Below are 16564 nucleotides of genomic sequence, written 5' to 3'. Positions count from 1 at the left end.
AATGCTTCGGGGTCTAAAGGCGAAACGATGAGTCCATTGCAGTGGGCGTTGCTGATTTTCGCGGTGATCGCCGTCATCGCGATCTACGTTCTGTCGCGCCGTGATCGTCGGGCAATGAACGCCGATAGCGACATTCCCAGTGTCGGCACCGGCAATGGGGTGCGCGAGCGCCAGCTCGATATCTTCGGCGCGGAAGGCCAGCAGTTCGACGAGTTCGGCGTCGGCAAGGCGCGCCGAGTCGAACCCCGCTTCGGCGAATCCGCGGCGGAGGAAGCGGCGCCGATCGTGCCTGCGCGCGGCCCGAGCTTTGGCACTCCGAAGACAGTTCCGGTAGCGCCGGCGCCGCCCGCAGCGGTGACTCCGGCGAAGCCGGTGATGCCCGGCCCGCAGAAGATCGTGTCGCTGCTGATCGCGCAGCGCGAAGGGCAGGCGATCCTCGGCCACGAACTGCACGAAGCGCTCGAAGACCAGAAGCTGGAATACGGCGCACGCCAGATCTATCACCGTCTGCTCGGCGCCGATGCCGTGTTCAGCGTCGCCAGCCTGCTGAAGCCGGGGCATCTCGATCCAGCGGCGGCCGGCACTTTCGCGACCCCGGGCCTGACCTTGTTCATGGTGCTGCCCGGCCCGGTGCGGGCACCGGACGCGATCCGCGACATGATCGGCACCGCCGAAAAGCTGGCGCGTGCACTGAACGCCGAAGTGTTCGACGCCAAGAAGCAGCCGTTCTCGCCGTCCTCGGCGCGGGCACTGCAGCAGGAAGTCGAAGCCTGGGCGCGCAGTCACGGTGTCTGAGACGGCGCAGCGTGCTGCCGAGCTTCGGCAGCAGCTTGAGCAGCACAATCATCGCTACTACGTGCTTGATGCGCCGGAAATTTCGGACGCCGAGTACGACCAGCTGTTCAGCGAGCTGCAGCAGCTGGAAGCTGCCAACCCCGAACTGAAGGCCCCTGACTCACCGACCCAGCGAGTCGGTGGCGCCCCGTCGCCGATGTTCGCGGCGGTCCGTCATCGCCAGCCGATGCTGAGTCTGCGCAAGGCGGCGATCGATCTGAAGGCCGAGGGACCCGAACTGCAGCACGCCGAGCTGATCGACTTCGATCGCCGCGTTCGTGAAGTGCTGCTGAAGGCGAAGGTCGATTACATCGCCGAGCCGAAGCTCGATGGCCTTGCCGTGTCGCTGATCTACGAGCACGGCGTGCTGGTACAGGGTGCGACGCGCGGCGATGGCGAGACCGGCGAAGACATCACCCAGAACCTGCGCACCATTCGCAGCCTGCCGCTGCGCCTGCGTGGCGAGGTGCCACCGCTGGTCGAAGTGCGTGGCGAAGTTTTCCTGCCGCTGGCCGGCTTCCAGAAGATGGTTCGCGATGCCGAGGCTCGTGGCGAAAAGCCGCCAGTCAATCCGCGCAATGCTGCTGCTGGCAGCTTGCGGCAGCTCGAATCGGTGATCACCGCGAAGCGGCCGCTGGCTTTTTACGCCTACGGCACGGGTATTTCCGAGGGCTGGCCGCAGCCGGCGCGTCATCGCGACGTGCTTGATCAGCTCAAGACCTGGGGCTTTCCGGTTTCCGAGCTGATCGAGCCGGTGACCGGTGCTGAAGGCTGTCTTGCGTACTTCGAAGCGATCGGCAAGAAGCGCGCGAGTCTGCCCTTCGATATCGACGGCGTCGTCTTCAAGCTCGACGATCTCGCCGGCCGCAATGAACTTGGCGCTGTATCGCGCGAGCCGCGCTGGGCCGTGGCCTACAAATTCCCGGCCGAGGAAGCGGTGACGGTGCTCGAGAACGTCGAATTCCAGATCGGCCGCACCGGCGCGGTGACGCCGGTCGCACGGCTCAGGCCGGTGTTCGTCGGCGGCGCCAATGTCTCGAACGCGACGCTGCACAACATGGACGAAGTGCAGCGCAAGGATGTGCGTATCGGCGACACCGTGATCGTGCGCCGCGCCGGCGACGTGATTCCCGAAGTCAAGGAAGTGGTGTTGGCACAGCGGCCTGCCGATGCCCGCATCGTCGTGCTGCCGCCGAGTTGCCCGGTCTGCGGCGGCGCCATCGCCCGCGAGGAAGGCGAAGCGATTGCCCGTTGCACCAACGGCCTGTCCTGCCGCGCGCAGTTGCATGGCGCGCTGATCCACTTCGTGTCGCGCAAGGCGATTGACATCGACGGCCTCGGCGAGAAGCTGCTGGCGCTGGTGATCGACGCGCTCGACGTGCGCACGCCGGCCGACATCTATCTGAAGCTCGACGCCGCGAAGCTCGCGGTGCTCGAACGCATGGGCGAGAAATCGGCCGAGAACCTCGTCAAGGCGATCGACGCCAGCCGTGACACCAGCTTCGGCCGCTTCCTGTTCGCGCTCGGCATCCCGGTGGTCGGCGAGACCACGGCGCGCGATCTGGCGCAGCACTACGGCAGCCTGGAAGCGCTGCTGGCAGCGGCCGCAGCGGATCTCGCCACCGAGCATGCCGAGAAGAAGAAAGAACGGTTTCCGCTGCTGCAATCGGTGCCCGATGTCGGCCCGACGGTCGCCGCATCGATCGCTCATTTCTTCGCCGAGCCGCGCAATCGCGAAGTGATCGACACGCTGGTCAAGCCGCGTGAAGACGGCGGCGCCGGCATCCACTGGCCGGCGCCGAAAGCCGCCGCCGAGGGCGCGCTGACCGGCAAGACCTTCGTGATCACCGGCACCTTGCCGGGCCTGAGCCGCGAAGAAGCCGCCGCGCTGATCGAAGCGAATGGCGGCAAGGTGACCGGCAGCGTATCGGCGAAAACCGACTTCCTGCTGGCCGGCGAAGCCGCGGGATCGAAGCTCGCGAAAGCCGAAAAGCTCGGCGTGCCGGTGCTTGATCTGGCGGCGCTGCGCGGATTGATCGGCTAGTGATCGAAGCACGCAAGTTCAGTATTGGCTTGCGTGTGCTTCGATTGCTGGTAGCGGCGGCGCTGTCCTGGGCCTGTCTTCAGCACTGGCCGAGTCTGTCCGCGTATGCCGAACTCGATGCGCTGGCCGATTACGATCCGCTTGCCGGCGCCGAAGTGGAACGTGCGGCCGGTCATTTCAGCGAAGCGCTGATGATCATTGACGCGGGCCTGGAAACGAGTGACGACGAGCAGAGGCCGGCGCTGCTCGCCGCGCAAGCGCAGATCGTTGCCGAGCGCGATGCCGTGCTGCGTCGCCTGACCGAAGCCGGGCGAGGTGCCTTGACCGGGCAGGGCGACAGCACCGAAGCGCTGGCCGGTGCGGTGGCGGCCGATCTGCTGGTGATCGGCGATGTTCGCGATTTGCTGATCCAGGGCGCAAAGGCGCTGCGCGGCGAGGACAGCGACGAGGTGATCGTGGCGCTGTCGGCGCTTGGTCTGGCGACGACCATCGCGCCCGGCGCCGATGCCGGCGTGGCCTTGATGAAGTTCGCGCGCCGGGCCGGCGCGCTCAGCGAGACGTTTGCGAAAACCCTGCTGCGCCTAGGCCGGCGTGCTTTCGAGACCGGCAAGACCGATGAACTGCTGGCCGTGGCCGGCGATGTGTCTCGGCTATCCGAGCGCGCACGTCCGGCGGCAGCACTGCGCATCCTGAGGCCGATCGACGATCCGCAGATGCTCAATCGAGTCGCCAATCTGGCCGAGCGTCCGGGCGGCAGCCTGGCACTGTGGCTGAGCCCGGCACGGTCGACTGCCTGGCTGAAGCTGAGCGGCGAAGCTGTCGGAGAACGCTGGCTGCTGAAAGCCGCGCGCAAAGGCGAGGCAGGCATCGAATTCCTGGGCCGCCGCGGTGCCGACCTGTTGCGGCCGCATCCCTTGCTGGGGCTGATCAAGGCCTTCTGGAGCGGCCATCTGCCAGCCTTGCTGAACCATCTGCTCGATGATCAGGCTGTGCTGCTGACCGGCGCCGTGCTTGCCTGGCTGCTGTTCGAATGCCTGAGCCTGAGCCTGGGCTGGCTGCTACGCCGTCCGGTGCAAGAGGCTTAGCCGCCGACTTCCTCGGGCGCCTTGGCGACGATCGACAGCGCGTGGATGTCGCCCTTCATCTGGTCGGCCAAGGCTTCGTAGACCATCCGGTGCCGGCCGATCAGCGAGCGGCCGGAGAACTTCGCCGAGACGATGAACACCCGGTAATGACCGCCGCCCTTGGCGCCGACATGGCCGGCGTGGCGATGGCTGTCGTCCTCGATATCCAGCTGCGAGGGCGCCAGCGCGGCTTCGAGCGTCTTGCGGATGTTGTCAACGCGCAGGGGCATCGGGATCGACCATGTAGCGGGACAGGAACGGGATGTGGCCCAGCATGAACACGAACATCAGCCCGGTGAAGCCGAACACCTTGACCTTCACCCAGACCGCTTCGCTGAAGTTCATCGCCACATAGATGTTGAGCACGGCGCAGAACACGAAGAACAGCGCCCAGGCCAGATTCAGCTTGCGCCACAGCGCATCGGGCAGCACCAGGTTCTTCTGCGGGATGCGCTGCATCAGCACCTTGTCGCCGATCAGGTGACTGCCGAGCAGGGCCAGCGCGAAAGCACCGTAGATCGCCGTCGGCTTGAACAGGATGAATTTGGGATCGCGGAACCACAGCGTCAGACCTCCGAGTACGGCGGCGACCAGCGCCGTGGCCAACTGCAGCTTCGGCACTTTCTTCGTGCGCAGCCAGGTCACCACCACCATCACCAGCAGCGCTGCGATCAGCACGGCGGTGGCCGTGAACAGGTCGTACAGCTTGTAGGCCACGAAGAACAGGATCGCGGGAATCAGGTCGAGCACAGCATTCATGGCAGCGGCAGGTTCCTGCATCGAATCGTTGGTGGCCCGCGGATCGTCGATCCCCAGGCCTCGGATGGCCGGATTATAGCCACGCCGGTCCTCGCATCATTAGGGCCTGATCGCGGCAGTCAACGATCCGCCATCCGGGCATGGGACAATGGCGCCATGGCTTCCGAATGGCTGGAACTACATCCGATTGATCCTCAACGCCGCTGGCTGCAGCGGGCGGCTGACCGTGTCCGCCAGGGCGCGGTGATCGCCTATCCGACCGACTCCTGCTACGCCTTCGGCTGCCGCCTGGGCGACAAGGATGCTGCCGAACGCATCCGCGGCCTGCGCGAATTCGATCGCCAGCACCAGTTCACCCTGGTCTGCCGCGATCTGTCCGAGATCGCCACCTACGCCAAGGTCGACAACTGGCAGTACCGCTTGCTGAAGCAGCTGACGCCGGGCCCGTACACCTTCGTGCTCGAAGCGACCAAGGAACTGCCTCGCCGGGTGATGCACGAGAAGCGCAAGACCATCGGCATCCGCATTCCGGAGCACAAGGTCACCCAGGCGCTGCTGGAACTGCTCGGCGAGCCGATCCTCAGCTGCACGCTGCAATGGCCGGACGCCGAGCAGCCGCTCGACGATCTCGACGACGATCGCGCGCGGCTGGAGCGTTCGGTGGATCTGGTGCTCGACGCCGGTACCTGCGGCGTCACCCCGACCACGGTGATCGATCTCACCGGCGAAGCGCCGGTGCTGATCCGCCAGGGGCGTGGCGACGTATCGGCGCTGGGCCTGAAGGAAAGCTGAGCGGGCGGATAGCAGGTCTGGCACCGGTATAATCGGCCGATGGAATCCCTGACCCTTTTTCAGCGACTGGCTGTGTCGCTGCTGCCGCTGGTGCTCGCCCTCACCGTTCGCGAAATCGTCCGTGGCCGCATGGCGTTGGCGCTCGGCGACAACACCGCGAAGCAGCAAGGCCGGATGAGCCTCAATCCGCTCGCCCATGTCGATCCGATCGGCACCCTGCTGCTGCCCGGCGTGTTCATCGCGCTGAGCAGCGCCGGCCTTGGCGGTCTGCTGATCGGCTGGGCCAAGTTCATCCCGATTTCCGAGCGCAATTTCCGCAATCCGCGCAGCGGCGCTGTGAAGGTCGCCGCCGCCGGTCTGCTGTCGAACCTGGTGATGGCCGTGCTTTGGGCGGTGGTGCTGAAGATCTCCGTCGGCATGCCGGGTTCCAGCGAAGGCGTCTGGCTCGGCATCGGCACCATGGCCAATCTCGGCATCATGTTCAACGTCAGTTTCTTCGTGCTCAACCTGCTGCCGCTGCCGCCGTTCGATGTCGGTCGCATGCTGCTGGTCACCTTGCCGCCGAAGCAGTCGATCGCGCTGGAGAAGCTGCAGCCCTACACCTTCCTGATCATCCTGGCGCTGGCCGTGCTCGGCGTGCTGGGTGTGATCATCGCGCCGATCTTCCGGCTGGTGATCGCGCTGATCCTGCTGATCGTCGGTCTGTAAATCCGCTGCGCAACCTCACTCGTTTCCGATGACTTCCAACGCACGCCCCACCGTTCTGTCCGGCATCCAGCCGTCCGGCCGCCTGACGCTCGGCAACTATCTGGGCGCGATCAAGAACTGGCTGCCGCTGTCGAAGGACTACGACTGCCATTACATGCTGGTGGACCTGCACGCGATCACCGTGCGTCAGGACCCGGCGATCCTCCGCGAGCGCTGCTACGAATTCCTGGCGCTGTACATCGCCTGCGGGCTCGATCCGAAAGACAACGTGCTGTTCGTGCAGAGCCACGTGCCGGCGCATTCACAGCTCGGCTGGATTCTCAACTGCTACACCCAGTTCGGTGAGCTGGGCCGGATGACCCAGTTCAAGGACAAAAGCGCCAAGCACGCCGACAACATCAACGCAGGTCTGTTCGGCTATCCGGTGCTGATGGCGGCGGACATCCTGCTTTATGACGCCGCTCAGGTGCCGGTCGGCGACGATCAGAAGCAGCATCTGGAACTGACGCGCGACATCGCCAATCGCTTCAACAACATCTACGGCCCCGTCTTCACGGTGCCGGAGCCGATGATCCCGCCGGTCGGCGCGCGAATCATGGGCCTGCAGGACCCGACGGCAAAAATGTCGAAGTCCGACGACGCCGAAACCAATGCGCTGTACCTGCTCGACTCGCCGGACGTGATCGTCCGCAAGATCAAGCGCGCGGTCACCGACATGGATGGCCTCGTCCGCTTCGACATCGCTGCGAAGCCCGGCGTATCGAATCTGCTGTCGATCCTCGCGGCGACCACCGGCAAGACCGTGACTGCGCTGGAAGCGGAATTCGAAGGCAAGCAGTACGGCGCCTTCAAGGGCGCGGTGGCCGATGCGGTCGTCGAATGCCTGAAGCCTGTGCAGGCGAAGTACGCCGAACTGCGTGAAGACCGCGACGGCCTGCGCGCCGTGCTGAAGGACGGCGCCGAACGCGCCAGTGTCCGCGCCAACGCCACCCTGAAGCGCGTGCACGATGTGCTTGGCCTGATTCCGGCGTGAGCGCAGAGGAAGCCACCGAGCTTGCCGCCGACGCAGCAGCTCCGGCTGCCGAGTCGCGCGGCCCGCTGGTCAATGGCGAGCGGCTGGCGCAGATGCCCAGCGATCTGTACATCCCGCCGGATGCGCTGGAAGTCTTCCTCGAAACCTTCGAAGGCCCGCTCGATCTGCTGCTGTACCTGATCCGCAAGCAGAACCTGGACATCCTCGATATCCCGGTGCTGAAGATCACCCAGCAGTACATGGAATACATCCGCCTGATGCGCGAGCTGCGTCTGGAACTGGCGGCCGAGTATCTGGTGATGGCCGCATGGCTGGCCGAGATCAAGTCGCGCATCCTGCTGCCCAAGCCGCCTGCGCATGACGACGAAACCGGCGGCGATCCGCGCATGGAACTGGTGCGTCGCCTGCAGGAATACGAGCGCTTCAAGACCGCTGCCGAAGCGCTGGACGCGCTGCCGAGAGTCGGCCGCGAGATCGCCGTGGTGCAGGCGCGGCCGGACAAGGTCGATGTCGTCGTGCTGCCGCCGGCACCGGGTCTGCGCGAACTGATGCTGGCGTTCCGCGAGGTGCTGCTGCGCGCCGAACTGTTCACCCGTCACACCATCGCCCGCGAGCCGCTGAGCGTGCGCGAGCGGATGAGCCATGTGCTCGATTGCGTGCGCAACGGCCCGATCCGCTTCGTCGATCTGGTCGATCCGGCGGAAGGGCGGGCAGGAGTCGTGGTCTGCCTGCTGGCGATTCTGGAACTGGCGAAGTCGTCGATGCTGGAGATCACCCAGTCCGGCCCGTTCGCGCTGGTGACCATCGCCGCGGCCGGCGCGGGTGAAGCGGCGCTGGCCGAGGACGCATGAGCGCGCCTTCATCTGCTTGGGCACTGGAACTCGAGAACGTCGCCAAGGGTTTCGGCAGCAAGGCCGCCGTCGCCAGCCTGAACCTGCGGCTGGAAGCGGGGCAGTTCTACGCGCTGCTCGGTGCCAACGGCGCCGGCAAGACCACCACCTTGCGGATGATCGCCGGCCTGCTGCAGCCGGATGCCGGCAGCATCCGCGTGTTCGGCCATGATCTGGCGGCTAAGCCGATGGCGGCCAAGCAGCAGCTGGCCTTTCTGCCCGATGAGCCGATGCTCTACGGCAAGCTGCGCTGCACCGAATATCTGGAGTTCGTCGCCGGGCTCTGGGGCGTCGACGGCCGCACCGCCGAGCGCAAGGGTGAAGACCTGCTGCGCTGGCTCGATCTCTGGGATGCGCGCGCCAACTACTGCGAAAACCTGTCGCGCGGCATGCAGCAGAAGCTGACCCTGGCCGGCGCGCTGATCCACGAACCGAAGCTGCTGATTCTCGACGAGCCGCTGACCGGCCTCGATGCCGCCGCCGCGCGCAAGGTCAAGGACTTCCTCGCCGGCCTCGTCCGCGATGGCCTGACCGTGCTGTTCACCACGCATATCCTCGAAGTGGCCGAGCGCATGGCTTCGCGTATCGGCCTGATCCGCGCCGGCCAGCTGATCGCCGAAGGCACGCTGGACGAGTTGCGCCAGCAGTACGGCAACGTCCACGACACCCTCGAAGACCTGTTCCTGTCGGCGACCGGTCCCGACCCCGACACGCGCGCCGCATGAGGCTCGCTGCCGGCAGTCTGCCCTGGCTGGTCTGGCAGGATCTGCGCCTCGCTTTCCGCGGCATGAGCCTGGGCCGTCGGCGCCTGTGGCCGTACCTGCTCTACGGCGGCTTCCTGATCGGCCTGCACGCCGTGGCCGGGCTGGTGCTGTACGCGATGCTCAATGCGCCAACGAGCTTGAGCACCGAGCGGGCGCTGCAGTTTTCCGGCGTGATGCTGCTGTCGCTGGAGTTCTTCATGCTGATGGCCGCGATGATCGGCAGCTTCCGCCTGATCCTCGCCGGCCGCGAACTGAGCCTGCATCTGTCCAGCCCGCTGCCGTTCGAACGGGTGCTGTGGATGCGGGTGGTATCGCTGATCGCCGGCACCTGGGCGATCTCGATCCTGCTGGTGACGCCGGTCGCCAACATGGGCGCGCTGCTCGGCGAGCCGCTGTTCCTGCTCGCCTATCCGGTCACCGTGATGATGGCGATGGTGACCCTGGCGCTGGCGCTGTTCATCATCGGGCTGGCGGTGCGGCTGTTCGGCGTGGTGCAGGCGAGACGAGTGCTGCAGGTGGTGCAGGCGCTGGTGCCGCTGGGCTTCGTCGCCGTCAGCCTGCTGTCACGCGATCCGCAGGCGAAGGCCAGCGATGGCGGTCACGGCATCGCCAGCAGCGGTCTGGCGGCGCATGCCCACCTGGTGCGGCTGCCGGCGCTGGCGATGACCGGCGATCTCACCGCCTTGCTGAGCATGTCTCTGCTGGCCGGCCTGAGCCTGGTGCTCGCCACCCGTTATGCCGCGCCGGCAATCCTGCAGGCCGTGCAATCGCCGGACAACGCGCCGCCGCGCCAGCGCCGTCAGCAGGCGAGTGGCGAAACGATGCCGCGCTTCCGTCCCGGCTTGCTGCGCGTGGTGATGCTCAAGGAATGGCGGACCATCGTTCGCGATCCACGGCTGGCGATCGCACTGCTCGCGCAGCCGATGCTGATCGTCGCGTTCTTCTACGGCAATCTGTTCAAGGGGCAGTACCAGCTTGCCGCGGCTGTCGCCGCGACGACGTTCTTCGCCGGCCAGCTCAGCCAGTACATCTCGAACCTGATGATCAGCGCCGAGGAAGCCCCAGCGCTGCTCGGCGCCTCGCCACGCTCCAGAAGCCAGCTGATCGCCTACAAGTGCATTGCCGCACTTGCCCCGGTGCTGCTGCTGATGCTGCTGGCCTCGCTCTGGGCGATGGCGCAGAACCTGTGGATGGGCATCGTCTGCCTGCTGTGCAGCTTCGGCGCTGGCTTCTGTGCCTGCGCGGTCGAAGTGGCGCGGCCGTATCCATCGCCGCGGCGCTCGTTCGTGCAGGTTGCGGCGGCGCGCCGCTCGCGCGATCCGCTCGACATCGTCAGCGTCCTGGCCATGCAATTCGGCTGGACCGCTGCCGCCTGGTTTCTCGCCAATGGCAATCTCTGGGGCGCCGGCATCGTGCTGCTAGTGCTGCTGGTGCCGTTCTTCGAATGGTGGCGCGACGCCAATCGGCAGAATTTGCTGGGATACTGACGGTATTACGAGATAACCCCGCCGTGAGGCGGCAAGCGCGCAGCCACTGCTGGGCGATCACCGATGCATCCGAAGGACTGAAAGCGTGAACGAAGAAGAGCAGGAAAACCCCATGGTCGAGGCTTCGGCCGAGACCTCACCCGCCGTCGATCTCGGCGCGGTCAGCTTGATCATCGAAGCGCTGCTGCTGGCTTCCGACGGCGCACTGTCGATGGATCAGCTGGTGCGCTTCGTCGGCTCCGAGTTCAACCTCGGCAAGCGCGAACTGCGCGAAGCGCTGGCACTGGTCGACAGCCGTTTCTCCGGCACCGCCAGCGAGCTGAAGGAAGTGGCCAGCGGCTGGCGCGTGCAGGTTCGGCCGGAATACGCCGAATGGGTCGCGCGCCTGTGGCAGGAAAAGCCGCCGAAGTATTCGCGCGCGCTGCTCGAAACCTTGGCGCTGATCGTCTATCGCCAGCCGATCACCCGTGGCGAGATCGAGGACGTGCGCGGTGTCGCCGTGTCCTCGAACATCCTGCGCACGCTTTCGGAACGCGGCTGGATACGCGAGCTGGGCCACAAGGACGTACCGGGCCGCCCGGCGCTGTTCGGCACCACCTCGCAGTTCCTCGACGACTTCAATCTGCGCACGCTCGACCAGTTGCCGGCGTTGCCCGATGTGAAGGATCTCGAACAGCTGGAAGCCGCGCTGGCCAAGCTCGGTGCCGGCGCTGGCGCCACGGCGCTACCGCGTCCGGGCGAAGAGGAGGCCGACAGCGACGAGGAATCGGATACCGGTTCCGACGGCGATGAGTCACCAGCCGACGTGGTGCTCCATTGAGCGGCGAGCGGATTCAGAAGGTGCTGGCCGACGCCGGCCTCGCTTCGCGTCGCGCCATCGAAACCATGGTCGCCGAAGGCCGCATCAAGGTGAATGGTGACGCGGCGACCGCCGGCCAGAAGGTGGTTGCCGGCGATCGCATCACCATCGACGGCCGCATGGTTCGCCATTCGTATGCGAAGGAAGCGACCCGCGTGCTGCTGTACAAGAAGCGCGTCGGCGAGCTGGTCACCCGTGACGATCCCGAAGGCCGCAAGACGGTGTTCAAGAAGCTGCCGAAGCTCGACAACGGCCGCTGGATCGCCGTCGGCCGTCTCGATCTCAACACCTCCGGTCTGCTGCTGATGACCAACGATGGCGAGCTGGCCCGGCGCCTGACTCATCCGAGCTACGAGATGGAACGCGAGTACGCCGTACGCGTGCTCGGCACCATCACCAAGGAAACGCTCGACAAGCTGCGCAAGGGTGTCGAGCTGGAAGACGGCCCGGCGCACTTCGACAAGATCGAGCCCGGCGAGCGCATTGCCCCCGAACTCGATGACGATGGCGACGATGAAGGCCGGACCGGCTCGGCGAACACCTGGTGGAAGGTCACCCTGAAGGAAGGCCGCAATCGCGAAGTGCGGCGCCTGTTCGATTCGCAGGATCTGAAGGTCAGCCGCCTGATCCGCGTTCGCTATGGCCCGATCCTGCTCGGCCGTGGCGTCAAGTCCAGCGGCTTCCGCGATCTCGATCGCGACGAGCTGAGCGCGCTGCGTGCGGCGGTTGGCTTCGAAGCACCGAAGAAAGCCAAGGAGCCGCGCGAGCGGCGTTCACGGCCGGGCGCCGAAGAGCGAAAGATCGGCGACGTGCCGCGTCGCGATGCGATCAAGAAGGTCGATCGCAAGGCCAAGCCGGAAGGCTGGACCGGCTACAAGCCGCGCAAGCCGGAGTAAATCGGCGGCGGCTGAACATCAAAGGCTGTCTCACGCAAAGACGCAAAGAGAAGCTTTTACAGAAGAATTTTGACGTCGCTGTTCGTGGCGTCCTTGCGTCTTTGCGTGAGATCGCTGTTCTGTTCAGCCCGCCGGCTTGGCGCCGCCCAGCGCCGCCACCAGATCGCCGACCAGCAGACTCAGCTCGCCGGTCATCAGGGTGAAATCGGTATCGAAGGCGTCGGCGTCGTTCTTCTTCGCGGCCGCATCGTCTTCGCTGATGTCGATGAAGCGGATGCGCTTGATCGCCAGCTTGTCGGTCAGCACCAGGGTCAGGCGCTCGCGCCAGCCCAGGCCGACGCGGGTGACGATCTTGCCGCCGCTGATCAGGCTTTTCAGCTCCGGGCCATCGAGGCTGTGGCGGGCGTAGCGCACCGCGGCCTTGGTCGGATTGTCTGCCAGCAGCTCGCAATCGTCCTGGACGATGAACATCGGCGGTGACGAACCCGTCGCCAGCCAGGCCGTCATCGCCGCGGACGGCGCTTCCTTGGTATCGAGCGGCACCGCCGGCAGATCACCGAGATCGGCCCGCAGCACGGTGCCGAGATCTTCGGCGAGCTTCGGCGACGAGCTGTCGACGATCAGGTAGTGATGCTCGAAATCGATCCAGGCGCGGACCGTGCGGCTGCGGATGAAGGCGCGCGGCCGCAGCTCGTCGATGACCAGATCCTTGAGATCACGCAGCTGCTTGCGGCCCGGCGCGAAGCCCTGTTGCTGTTCGAGCGCGGCGGCCTTTTCCTTGAGCACCTGATTGACCACCGAGCCCGGCAGCATGCGCTGCTCGATGCCGAGCGCGATCAGCAACTGCTTGCCCTGCGAGTAGACCAGGCCGGCGCCTGGCGCCGGCGGCACCCAGCCCTGGCTCTGCATGCTGGCGCTGTTGACCGGGATCAGCGGGTGCTTGGCCAGCGCTTCTTCCACCTGCGCTGCCGTCATCCGCCAGCCCGGCGCCAGCGAGTACACCGTCAAATTCTTGAACCAGATCGACATCGGATGGAGGCAGGTCAGCGTGGGGCGCAAGAGGGTAGCGGAGGCGGGCGCCGGTCGCTAGCCGTGGGCCTGTTCACGATCGCTTTGATCGCTGCGGCGGAGGTCATTCCTGCGTAGTGCAACGAACGAGGAGCGGCCAATGGCCGACCCATTGGCGCGACGAGAGAGGCAGCAATGCGCAGAAATGGCCCCGCCCCGAAGGGTTGCGGCCAAAAGCGCGCCGGGACTTCGTTGCGAACCTTGACCATAGGTGGCTATGGCCTGCGGTTCGCGCCTCGCCCGGCGTGCTTTTGACCTGCAACGCAGCGATCAAAGCGATCGTGAACAGGCCCAGCGCTCAGCGCAGCTTCTTCAGCCGATAGAGCAGCTCCAGCGCCTCGCGCGGGCTCAGGGAATCGGGATCGGTCTTGTCGAGCAGGCTCAGCGCTTTCGATTCGGCCAGCGCGAACAGCGCGAGCTGTGGCGGTTCCGGTTTGCGCGCGGCGGGCAGGGCTTTCGCCGGTGCCGCTTCGGCCTGCGTTTCCAGCGTGTTGAGGATGGTCCGCGCCCGCGCGATCACTGGCGTCGGCACGCCAGCCAATGCGGCCACCTGCAGGCCGTAGGAGCGGTTCGCCGGGCCCGGCTGCACCTTGTGCAGGAACACCAGCTGTTCGCCGGCGGCCGATGAATACTCGGCGGCGTCGAGGTGGACGTTGACCACCGCCGGCAGTTCGTCGGCGAGTGCGGTCAGTTCGAAATAATGGGTCGCAAACAGCGTCCAGGCTTTCGAGGTCGTCGCCAGATATTCGGCGCAGGCGCGGGCGAGGGCGAGGCCGTCGTAGGTCGACGTGCCGCGGCCGACTTCGTCCATCAGCACCAGGCTTTGCGCGGTCGCGTTGTGCAGGATGTTCGCGGTTTCCGACATCTCGACCATGAACGTCGACTGCGCGCGCGCCAGATCGTCGGCAGCGCCGATGCGGGTGAAGATGCGATCGACCGGGCCGATCACCGCGCTTTCCGCCGGCACGAAACTGCCGGCGTGGGCGAGCAGCACGATCAGCGCCGTCTGGCGCATGTAGGTGCTCTTGCCGCCCATGTTCGGGCCGGTGATCAGCAGCAGACGGCGGCTGTCGTCGAGCAGGCTGTCGTTCGGCACGAACGGCGTATCGAGCGTGGTTTCGACCACCGGATGCCGGCCGCCGCTGATCCGGATGCCGGCGGTTTCGACCAGTGCCGGCCGCGTCCAGCGCAGTGCTTCGGCGCGCTCGGCATAGCTGCCCAGCACATCGAGTTCGGCGATCGCAGCGGCGGTGGCCTGCAGCGGCACGAGATCGGCAGCAACCCGGTCGAGCAGTGCTTCGTAAAGCTGTTTCTCGCGGGCCAGCGACTTGTCACGGGCACCGAGCACCTGATCCTCGAAGCGCTTCAGCTCCTCGGTGATGTAGCGCTCGGCATTGGTCAGGGTCTGGCGGCGCAGGTAGTCGGCCGGCACCTTCGCCGAATGCAGCTTCGACACCTCGATGAAATAGCCCTGCACGCGGTTGTAGCCAACCTTCAGGCCGTCGATGCCGGAACGCGCCCGCTCGCGGCTTTCGAGATCGAGCAGGAAGCCGTCGGCATTGGTCGACAGATTGCGCAGCTCGTCGAGCGAAGCATCGAAGCCCGGACGGAACACGCCGCCATCACGGGCCAGCAGCGGCGGCTCGTCGACGATCGCGCGGGCCAGTTCGGCGGCGAGGGAAGGGTGATCACCGAGTCTTGCGGCCAGCGATCTCAGCAGCGGTGCATCGATGGCCGCGAAGGTCTGCACGAGCGCCGGCAGCCCGGCCAGCGAAGCGCCCAGCCCGGCGAGATCGCGCGGCCTTGCCGAGCGCAAGGACACGCGCGCCAGGATGCGTTCGATATCGGCGATCGGCCGCAGCGCTTCGCGTAGCGTCCGATAGCTGCCATCGTCGATCAGCATCGCCACCGCGTCATGGCGGGCACCCACCGTTTCGCGATCACGCAGCGGCCGCGACAGCCAGCGCCGCATCTGCCGGCTGCCCATGCTGGTCACGCAGGCATCGAGCACCGCAACCAGGGTGTGCGGCACGGAGCCGGACAGCGAATGCTCGATCTCCAGATTGCGCCGCGTCGACGGATCGAGGATCAGCGCTTCGTCGATGGTTTCGACTCGCAAACCGGTCAGATGCGCGACCTTGGCCTTCTGCGTCTCCTGCACGTATTGCAGCAGCGCGCCGGCTGCGCCGAGCGCAGGGCCGAGTTCATCGGCACCAAAGCCGCGCAGATCGCGAGTACCGAACTGCTCGGTCAGCAGGCGGCGAGCGGACGAGGTGTCGAAATGCCAGACCGGCCGCGCCCGGCCGTGCAGGCCGCCGAGTTCATAGGCCGCGTCTTCCGGTGTCAGCAGTTCAGAAGCGCGCAGCCGATGCAGCTCGGCGCGCCAGTCGCCAGCGCTCTCGGTTTCCAGCACAGAGAAGCGTCCGGACGACAGTTCCAGCCAGGCCAGGCCGAACTTGCCACCGCCGATGCAGGCTGCCGCGAGCAGATTCTGGGCACGCGAATCGAGCAGCGAATCCTCGGTCGCCGTACCCGGCGTGACCACGCGAACCACTTCGCGGCGCACCGGACCTTTCTCGACGCCGACTTCGCCGACCTGCTCGACGATCGCCGCCGATTCACCCTGGCGGATCAATCGGCCGAGATAGTTTTCGAGCTGGTGATAAGGCACGCCCGCCATCGCGATCGGCGCGCCATTCGATTCGCCGCGCTTGGTCAGCGTGATGTTGAGCAGCTTCGAGGCCTTGCGTGCGTCCTCGTAAAAAAGCTCGTAGAAATCGCCCATCCGATACAGCACCAGCGTGTCCGGGTACTGCGACTTGATCGCCAGGTACTGCTGCATCATCGGCGTGTGTTCGCCGGGTTTCGCGCTACTCATGAGCCGGGCAGGGTCTTGTGGGCGATCTTGAGACTGCGAGCTACTTTCAGCAGCGTTTTGTCGAGCGTTACCAAAGTCGCTTCACGATTTCGGGCGATGGCTAGATGCAGGGCGTCGCCGCTGCGCAGGCCGCTTTTCCAGTCGCGCAGCAAGCCACCGGCCAGTTCGAAATCGGCGGCGGTGGGTAATACGACGAGGAAGGTTTCAGCGCGGGCGGTGGCGAAGCGTTCGAGGATGGCGTCATGCATGGCAGCAGCCAGTTGACCGGAGCGGATCTTGAAGCTGATCGCGCTGTGAAACTCGGTAGCGGTCCATTGGCTGATCGTGAAGCTTTCGAAATCGTGACGGGAGAAAAACGTCTCTACAGCCGTCGACGAGGCTTCGGTCGTGAAGTAGGGCAGCAGGAAACTGGTATCGAAGTACAGCAT

General features: G+C 65.8%; 16 protein-coding genes. 11 read left to right on the top strand and 5 right to left on the bottom strand.

The window, feature by feature from the left end:
- Positions 1 to 27 precede the first annotated feature (27 nt).
- Genes Q0D45_RS02555 through Q0D45_RS02545 form a run of 3 tightly spaced genes read left to right on the top strand, consistent with a single transcriptional unit; the run spans position 28 to position 3963 of the window.
- Positions 28 to 795: a cell division protein ZipA C-terminal FtsZ-binding domain-containing protein gene (locus Q0D45_RS02555; protein ID WP_293388062.1), complete on the top strand. Its 768-nt coding sequence runs from the start codon at positions 28 to 30 to the stop codon at positions 793 to 795.
- The gene (gene ligA / locus Q0D45_RS02550; protein WP_293388059.1) at positions 788 to 2878 is read left to right on the top strand and encodes an NAD-dependent DNA ligase LigA; all 2091 of its coding nucleotides are present in this window, start codon (positions 788 to 790) and stop codon (positions 2876 to 2878) included. Before Q0D45_RS02555 ends, ligA begins: the two co-directional genes overlap by 8 nt.
- Positions 2878 to 3963 (top strand): hypothetical protein, encoded by a 1086-nt coding sequence (locus tag Q0D45_RS02545; RefSeq protein ID WP_293388057.1) that lies wholly within the window; start codon positions 2878 to 2880, stop codon positions 3961 to 3963. The genes ligA and Q0D45_RS02545 overlap by 1 nt, the downstream gene beginning before the upstream one ends.
- Here the strand turns inward: Q0D45_RS02545 and Q0D45_RS02540 are convergent.
- Both Q0D45_RS02540 and ispZ read right to left on the bottom strand, forming a co-directional pair.
- Positions 3960 to 4232, bottom strand: a complete 273-nt coding sequence (locus Q0D45_RS02540; RefSeq protein WP_293388055.1) for a BolA family transcriptional regulator — start codon at positions 4230 to 4232, stop codon at positions 3960 to 3962. The two genes, Q0D45_RS02545 and Q0D45_RS02540, sit on opposite strands and share 4 nt — an antisense overlap.
- A complete protein-coding gene (gene ispZ / locus Q0D45_RS02535; RefSeq protein WP_293388052.1) occupies positions 4216 to 4761 on the bottom strand; it encodes a septation protein IspZ in 546 nt (181 codons plus the stop codon). The genes Q0D45_RS02540 and ispZ overlap by 17 nt, the downstream gene beginning before the upstream one ends.
- Before the next feature lie 156 nt (positions 4762 to 4917).
- Between ispZ and Q0D45_RS02530 the strand changes: the two genes are divergently transcribed.
- The 8 genes from Q0D45_RS02530 (at position 4918) to Q0D45_RS02495 (ending at position 12190) form a co-directional block, all read left to right on the top strand.
- Positions 4918 to 5553: an L-threonylcarbamoyladenylate synthase gene (locus tag Q0D45_RS02530; protein WP_293388050.1), complete on the top strand. Its 636-nt coding sequence runs from the start codon at positions 4918 to 4920 to the stop codon at positions 5551 to 5553.
- A 39-nt stretch (positions 5554 to 5592) separates the two neighbouring features.
- Positions 5593 to 6261 carry a site-2 protease family protein gene (locus Q0D45_RS02525; RefSeq protein ID WP_022975597.1) on the top strand — a complete coding sequence of 223 codons (669 nt, stop codon included), beginning with the start codon at positions 5593 to 5595 and terminating at the stop codon, positions 6259 to 6261.
- Between the two features lie 28 nt (positions 6262 to 6289).
- On the top strand, positions 6290 to 7294 hold the full coding sequence (gene trpS / locus Q0D45_RS02520) for a tryptophan--tRNA ligase (RefSeq protein WP_293388046.1): 1005 nt from the start codon (positions 6290 to 6292) through the stop codon (positions 7292 to 7294).
- A 65-nt stretch (positions 7295 to 7359) separates the two neighbouring features.
- Positions 7360 to 8145, top strand: a complete 786-nt coding sequence (locus tag Q0D45_RS02515; protein ID WP_366946320.1) for a ScpA family protein — start codon at positions 7360 to 7362, stop codon at positions 8143 to 8145.
- Complete coding sequence (locus Q0D45_RS02510; protein WP_293388041.1) at positions 8142 to 8909, top strand: ABC transporter ATP-binding protein; 768 nt, start codon at positions 8142 to 8144, stop codon at positions 8907 to 8909. The genes Q0D45_RS02515 and Q0D45_RS02510 overlap by 4 nt, the downstream gene beginning before the upstream one ends.
- Positions 8906 to 10435: a hypothetical protein gene (locus Q0D45_RS02505; RefSeq protein WP_293388038.1), complete on the top strand. Its 1530-nt coding sequence runs from the start codon at positions 8906 to 8908 to the stop codon at positions 10433 to 10435. The genes Q0D45_RS02510 and Q0D45_RS02505 overlap by 4 nt, the downstream gene beginning before the upstream one ends.
- A gap of 85 nt (positions 10436 to 10520) precedes the next feature.
- Positions 10521 to 11255 carry an SMC-Scp complex subunit ScpB gene (gene scpB / locus Q0D45_RS02500; protein WP_293388035.1) on the top strand — a complete coding sequence of 245 codons (735 nt, stop codon included), beginning with the start codon at positions 10521 to 10523 and terminating at the stop codon, positions 11253 to 11255.
- Positions 11252 to 12190, top strand: coding sequence for a pseudouridine synthase (locus Q0D45_RS02495; protein ID WP_293388032.1), 939 nt, complete (start codon positions 11252 to 11254; stop codon positions 12188 to 12190). The genes scpB and Q0D45_RS02495 overlap by 4 nt, the downstream gene beginning before the upstream one ends.
- Before the next feature lie 123 nt (positions 12191 to 12313).
- Here the strand turns inward: Q0D45_RS02495 and Q0D45_RS02490 are convergent, their stop codons facing one another.
- From Q0D45_RS02490 to Q0D45_RS02480, 3 genes are all read right to left on the bottom strand, one after another.
- Complete coding sequence (locus Q0D45_RS02490) at positions 12314 to 13219, bottom strand: recombination-associated protein RdgC (RefSeq protein WP_293388029.1); 906 nt, start codon at positions 13217 to 13219, stop codon at positions 12314 to 12316.
- A 337-nt stretch (positions 13220 to 13556) separates the two neighbouring features.
- Entirely contained in the window at positions 13557 to 16136 is a 2580-nt protein-coding gene (mutS, locus tag Q0D45_RS02485; RefSeq protein WP_293388026.1) for a DNA mismatch repair protein MutS, read from the bottom strand.
- A complete protein-coding gene (locus Q0D45_RS02480) occupies positions 16133 to 16564 on the bottom strand; it encodes a type II toxin-antitoxin system VapC family toxin (RefSeq protein WP_293388023.1) in 432 nt (143 codons plus the stop codon). The genes mutS and Q0D45_RS02480 overlap by 4 nt, the downstream gene beginning before the upstream one ends.

It is taken from the genome of Nevskia sp. (genome assembly GCF_023266035.1).
Taxonomy (GTDB): Bacteria; Pseudomonadota; Gammaproteobacteria; order Nevskiales; family Nevskiaceae; genus Nevskia.
This window is presented reverse-complemented; position numbering and strand designations above follow the sequence as displayed.

Excerpts from the sequence above, each read along its gene's own strand:
- Q0D45_RS02525 (WP_022975597.1), top strand. The coding sequence starts at position 5,593 with ATGGAATCCCTGACCCTTTTTCAGCGACTGGCTGTGTCGCTGCTGCCG.
- Q0D45_RS02505 (WP_293388038.1), top strand. The coding sequence starts at position 8,906 with ATGAGGCTCGCTGCCGGCAGTCTGCCCTGGCTGGTCTGGCAGGATCTG.
- trpS (WP_293388046.1), top strand. The coding sequence starts at position 6,290 with ATGACTTCCAACGCACGCCCCACCGTTCTGTCCGGCATCCAGCCGTCC.
- Q0D45_RS02490 (WP_293388029.1), bottom strand. The coding sequence starts at position 13,219 with ATGTCGATCTGGTTCAAGAATTTGACGGTGTACTCGCTGGCGCCGGGC.
- Q0D45_RS02480 (WP_293388023.1), bottom strand. The coding sequence starts at position 16,564 with ATGCTGTACTTCGATACCAGTTTCCTGCTGCCCTACTTCACGACCGAA.
- Q0D45_RS02530 (WP_293388050.1), top strand. The coding sequence starts at position 4,918 with ATGGCTTCCGAATGGCTGGAACTACATCCGATTGATCCTCAACGCCGC.
- Q0D45_RS02555 (WP_293388062.1), top strand. The coding sequence starts at position 28 with ATGAGTCCATTGCAGTGGGCGTTGCTGATTTTCGCGGTGATCGCCGTC.
- ispZ (WP_293388052.1), bottom strand. The coding sequence starts at position 4,761 with ATGAATGCTGTGCTCGACCTGATTCCCGCGATCCTGTTCTTCGTGGCC.
- Q0D45_RS02540 (WP_293388055.1), bottom strand. The coding sequence starts at position 4,232 with ATGCCCCTGCGCGTTGACAACATCCGCAAGACGCTCGAAGCCGCGCTG.
- mutS (WP_293388026.1), bottom strand. The coding sequence starts at position 16,136 with ATGAGTAGCGCGAAACCCGGCGAACACACGCCGATGATGCAGCAGTAC.
- Q0D45_RS02510 (WP_293388041.1), top strand. The coding sequence starts at position 8,142 with ATGAGCGCGCCTTCATCTGCTTGGGCACTGGAACTCGAGAACGTCGCC.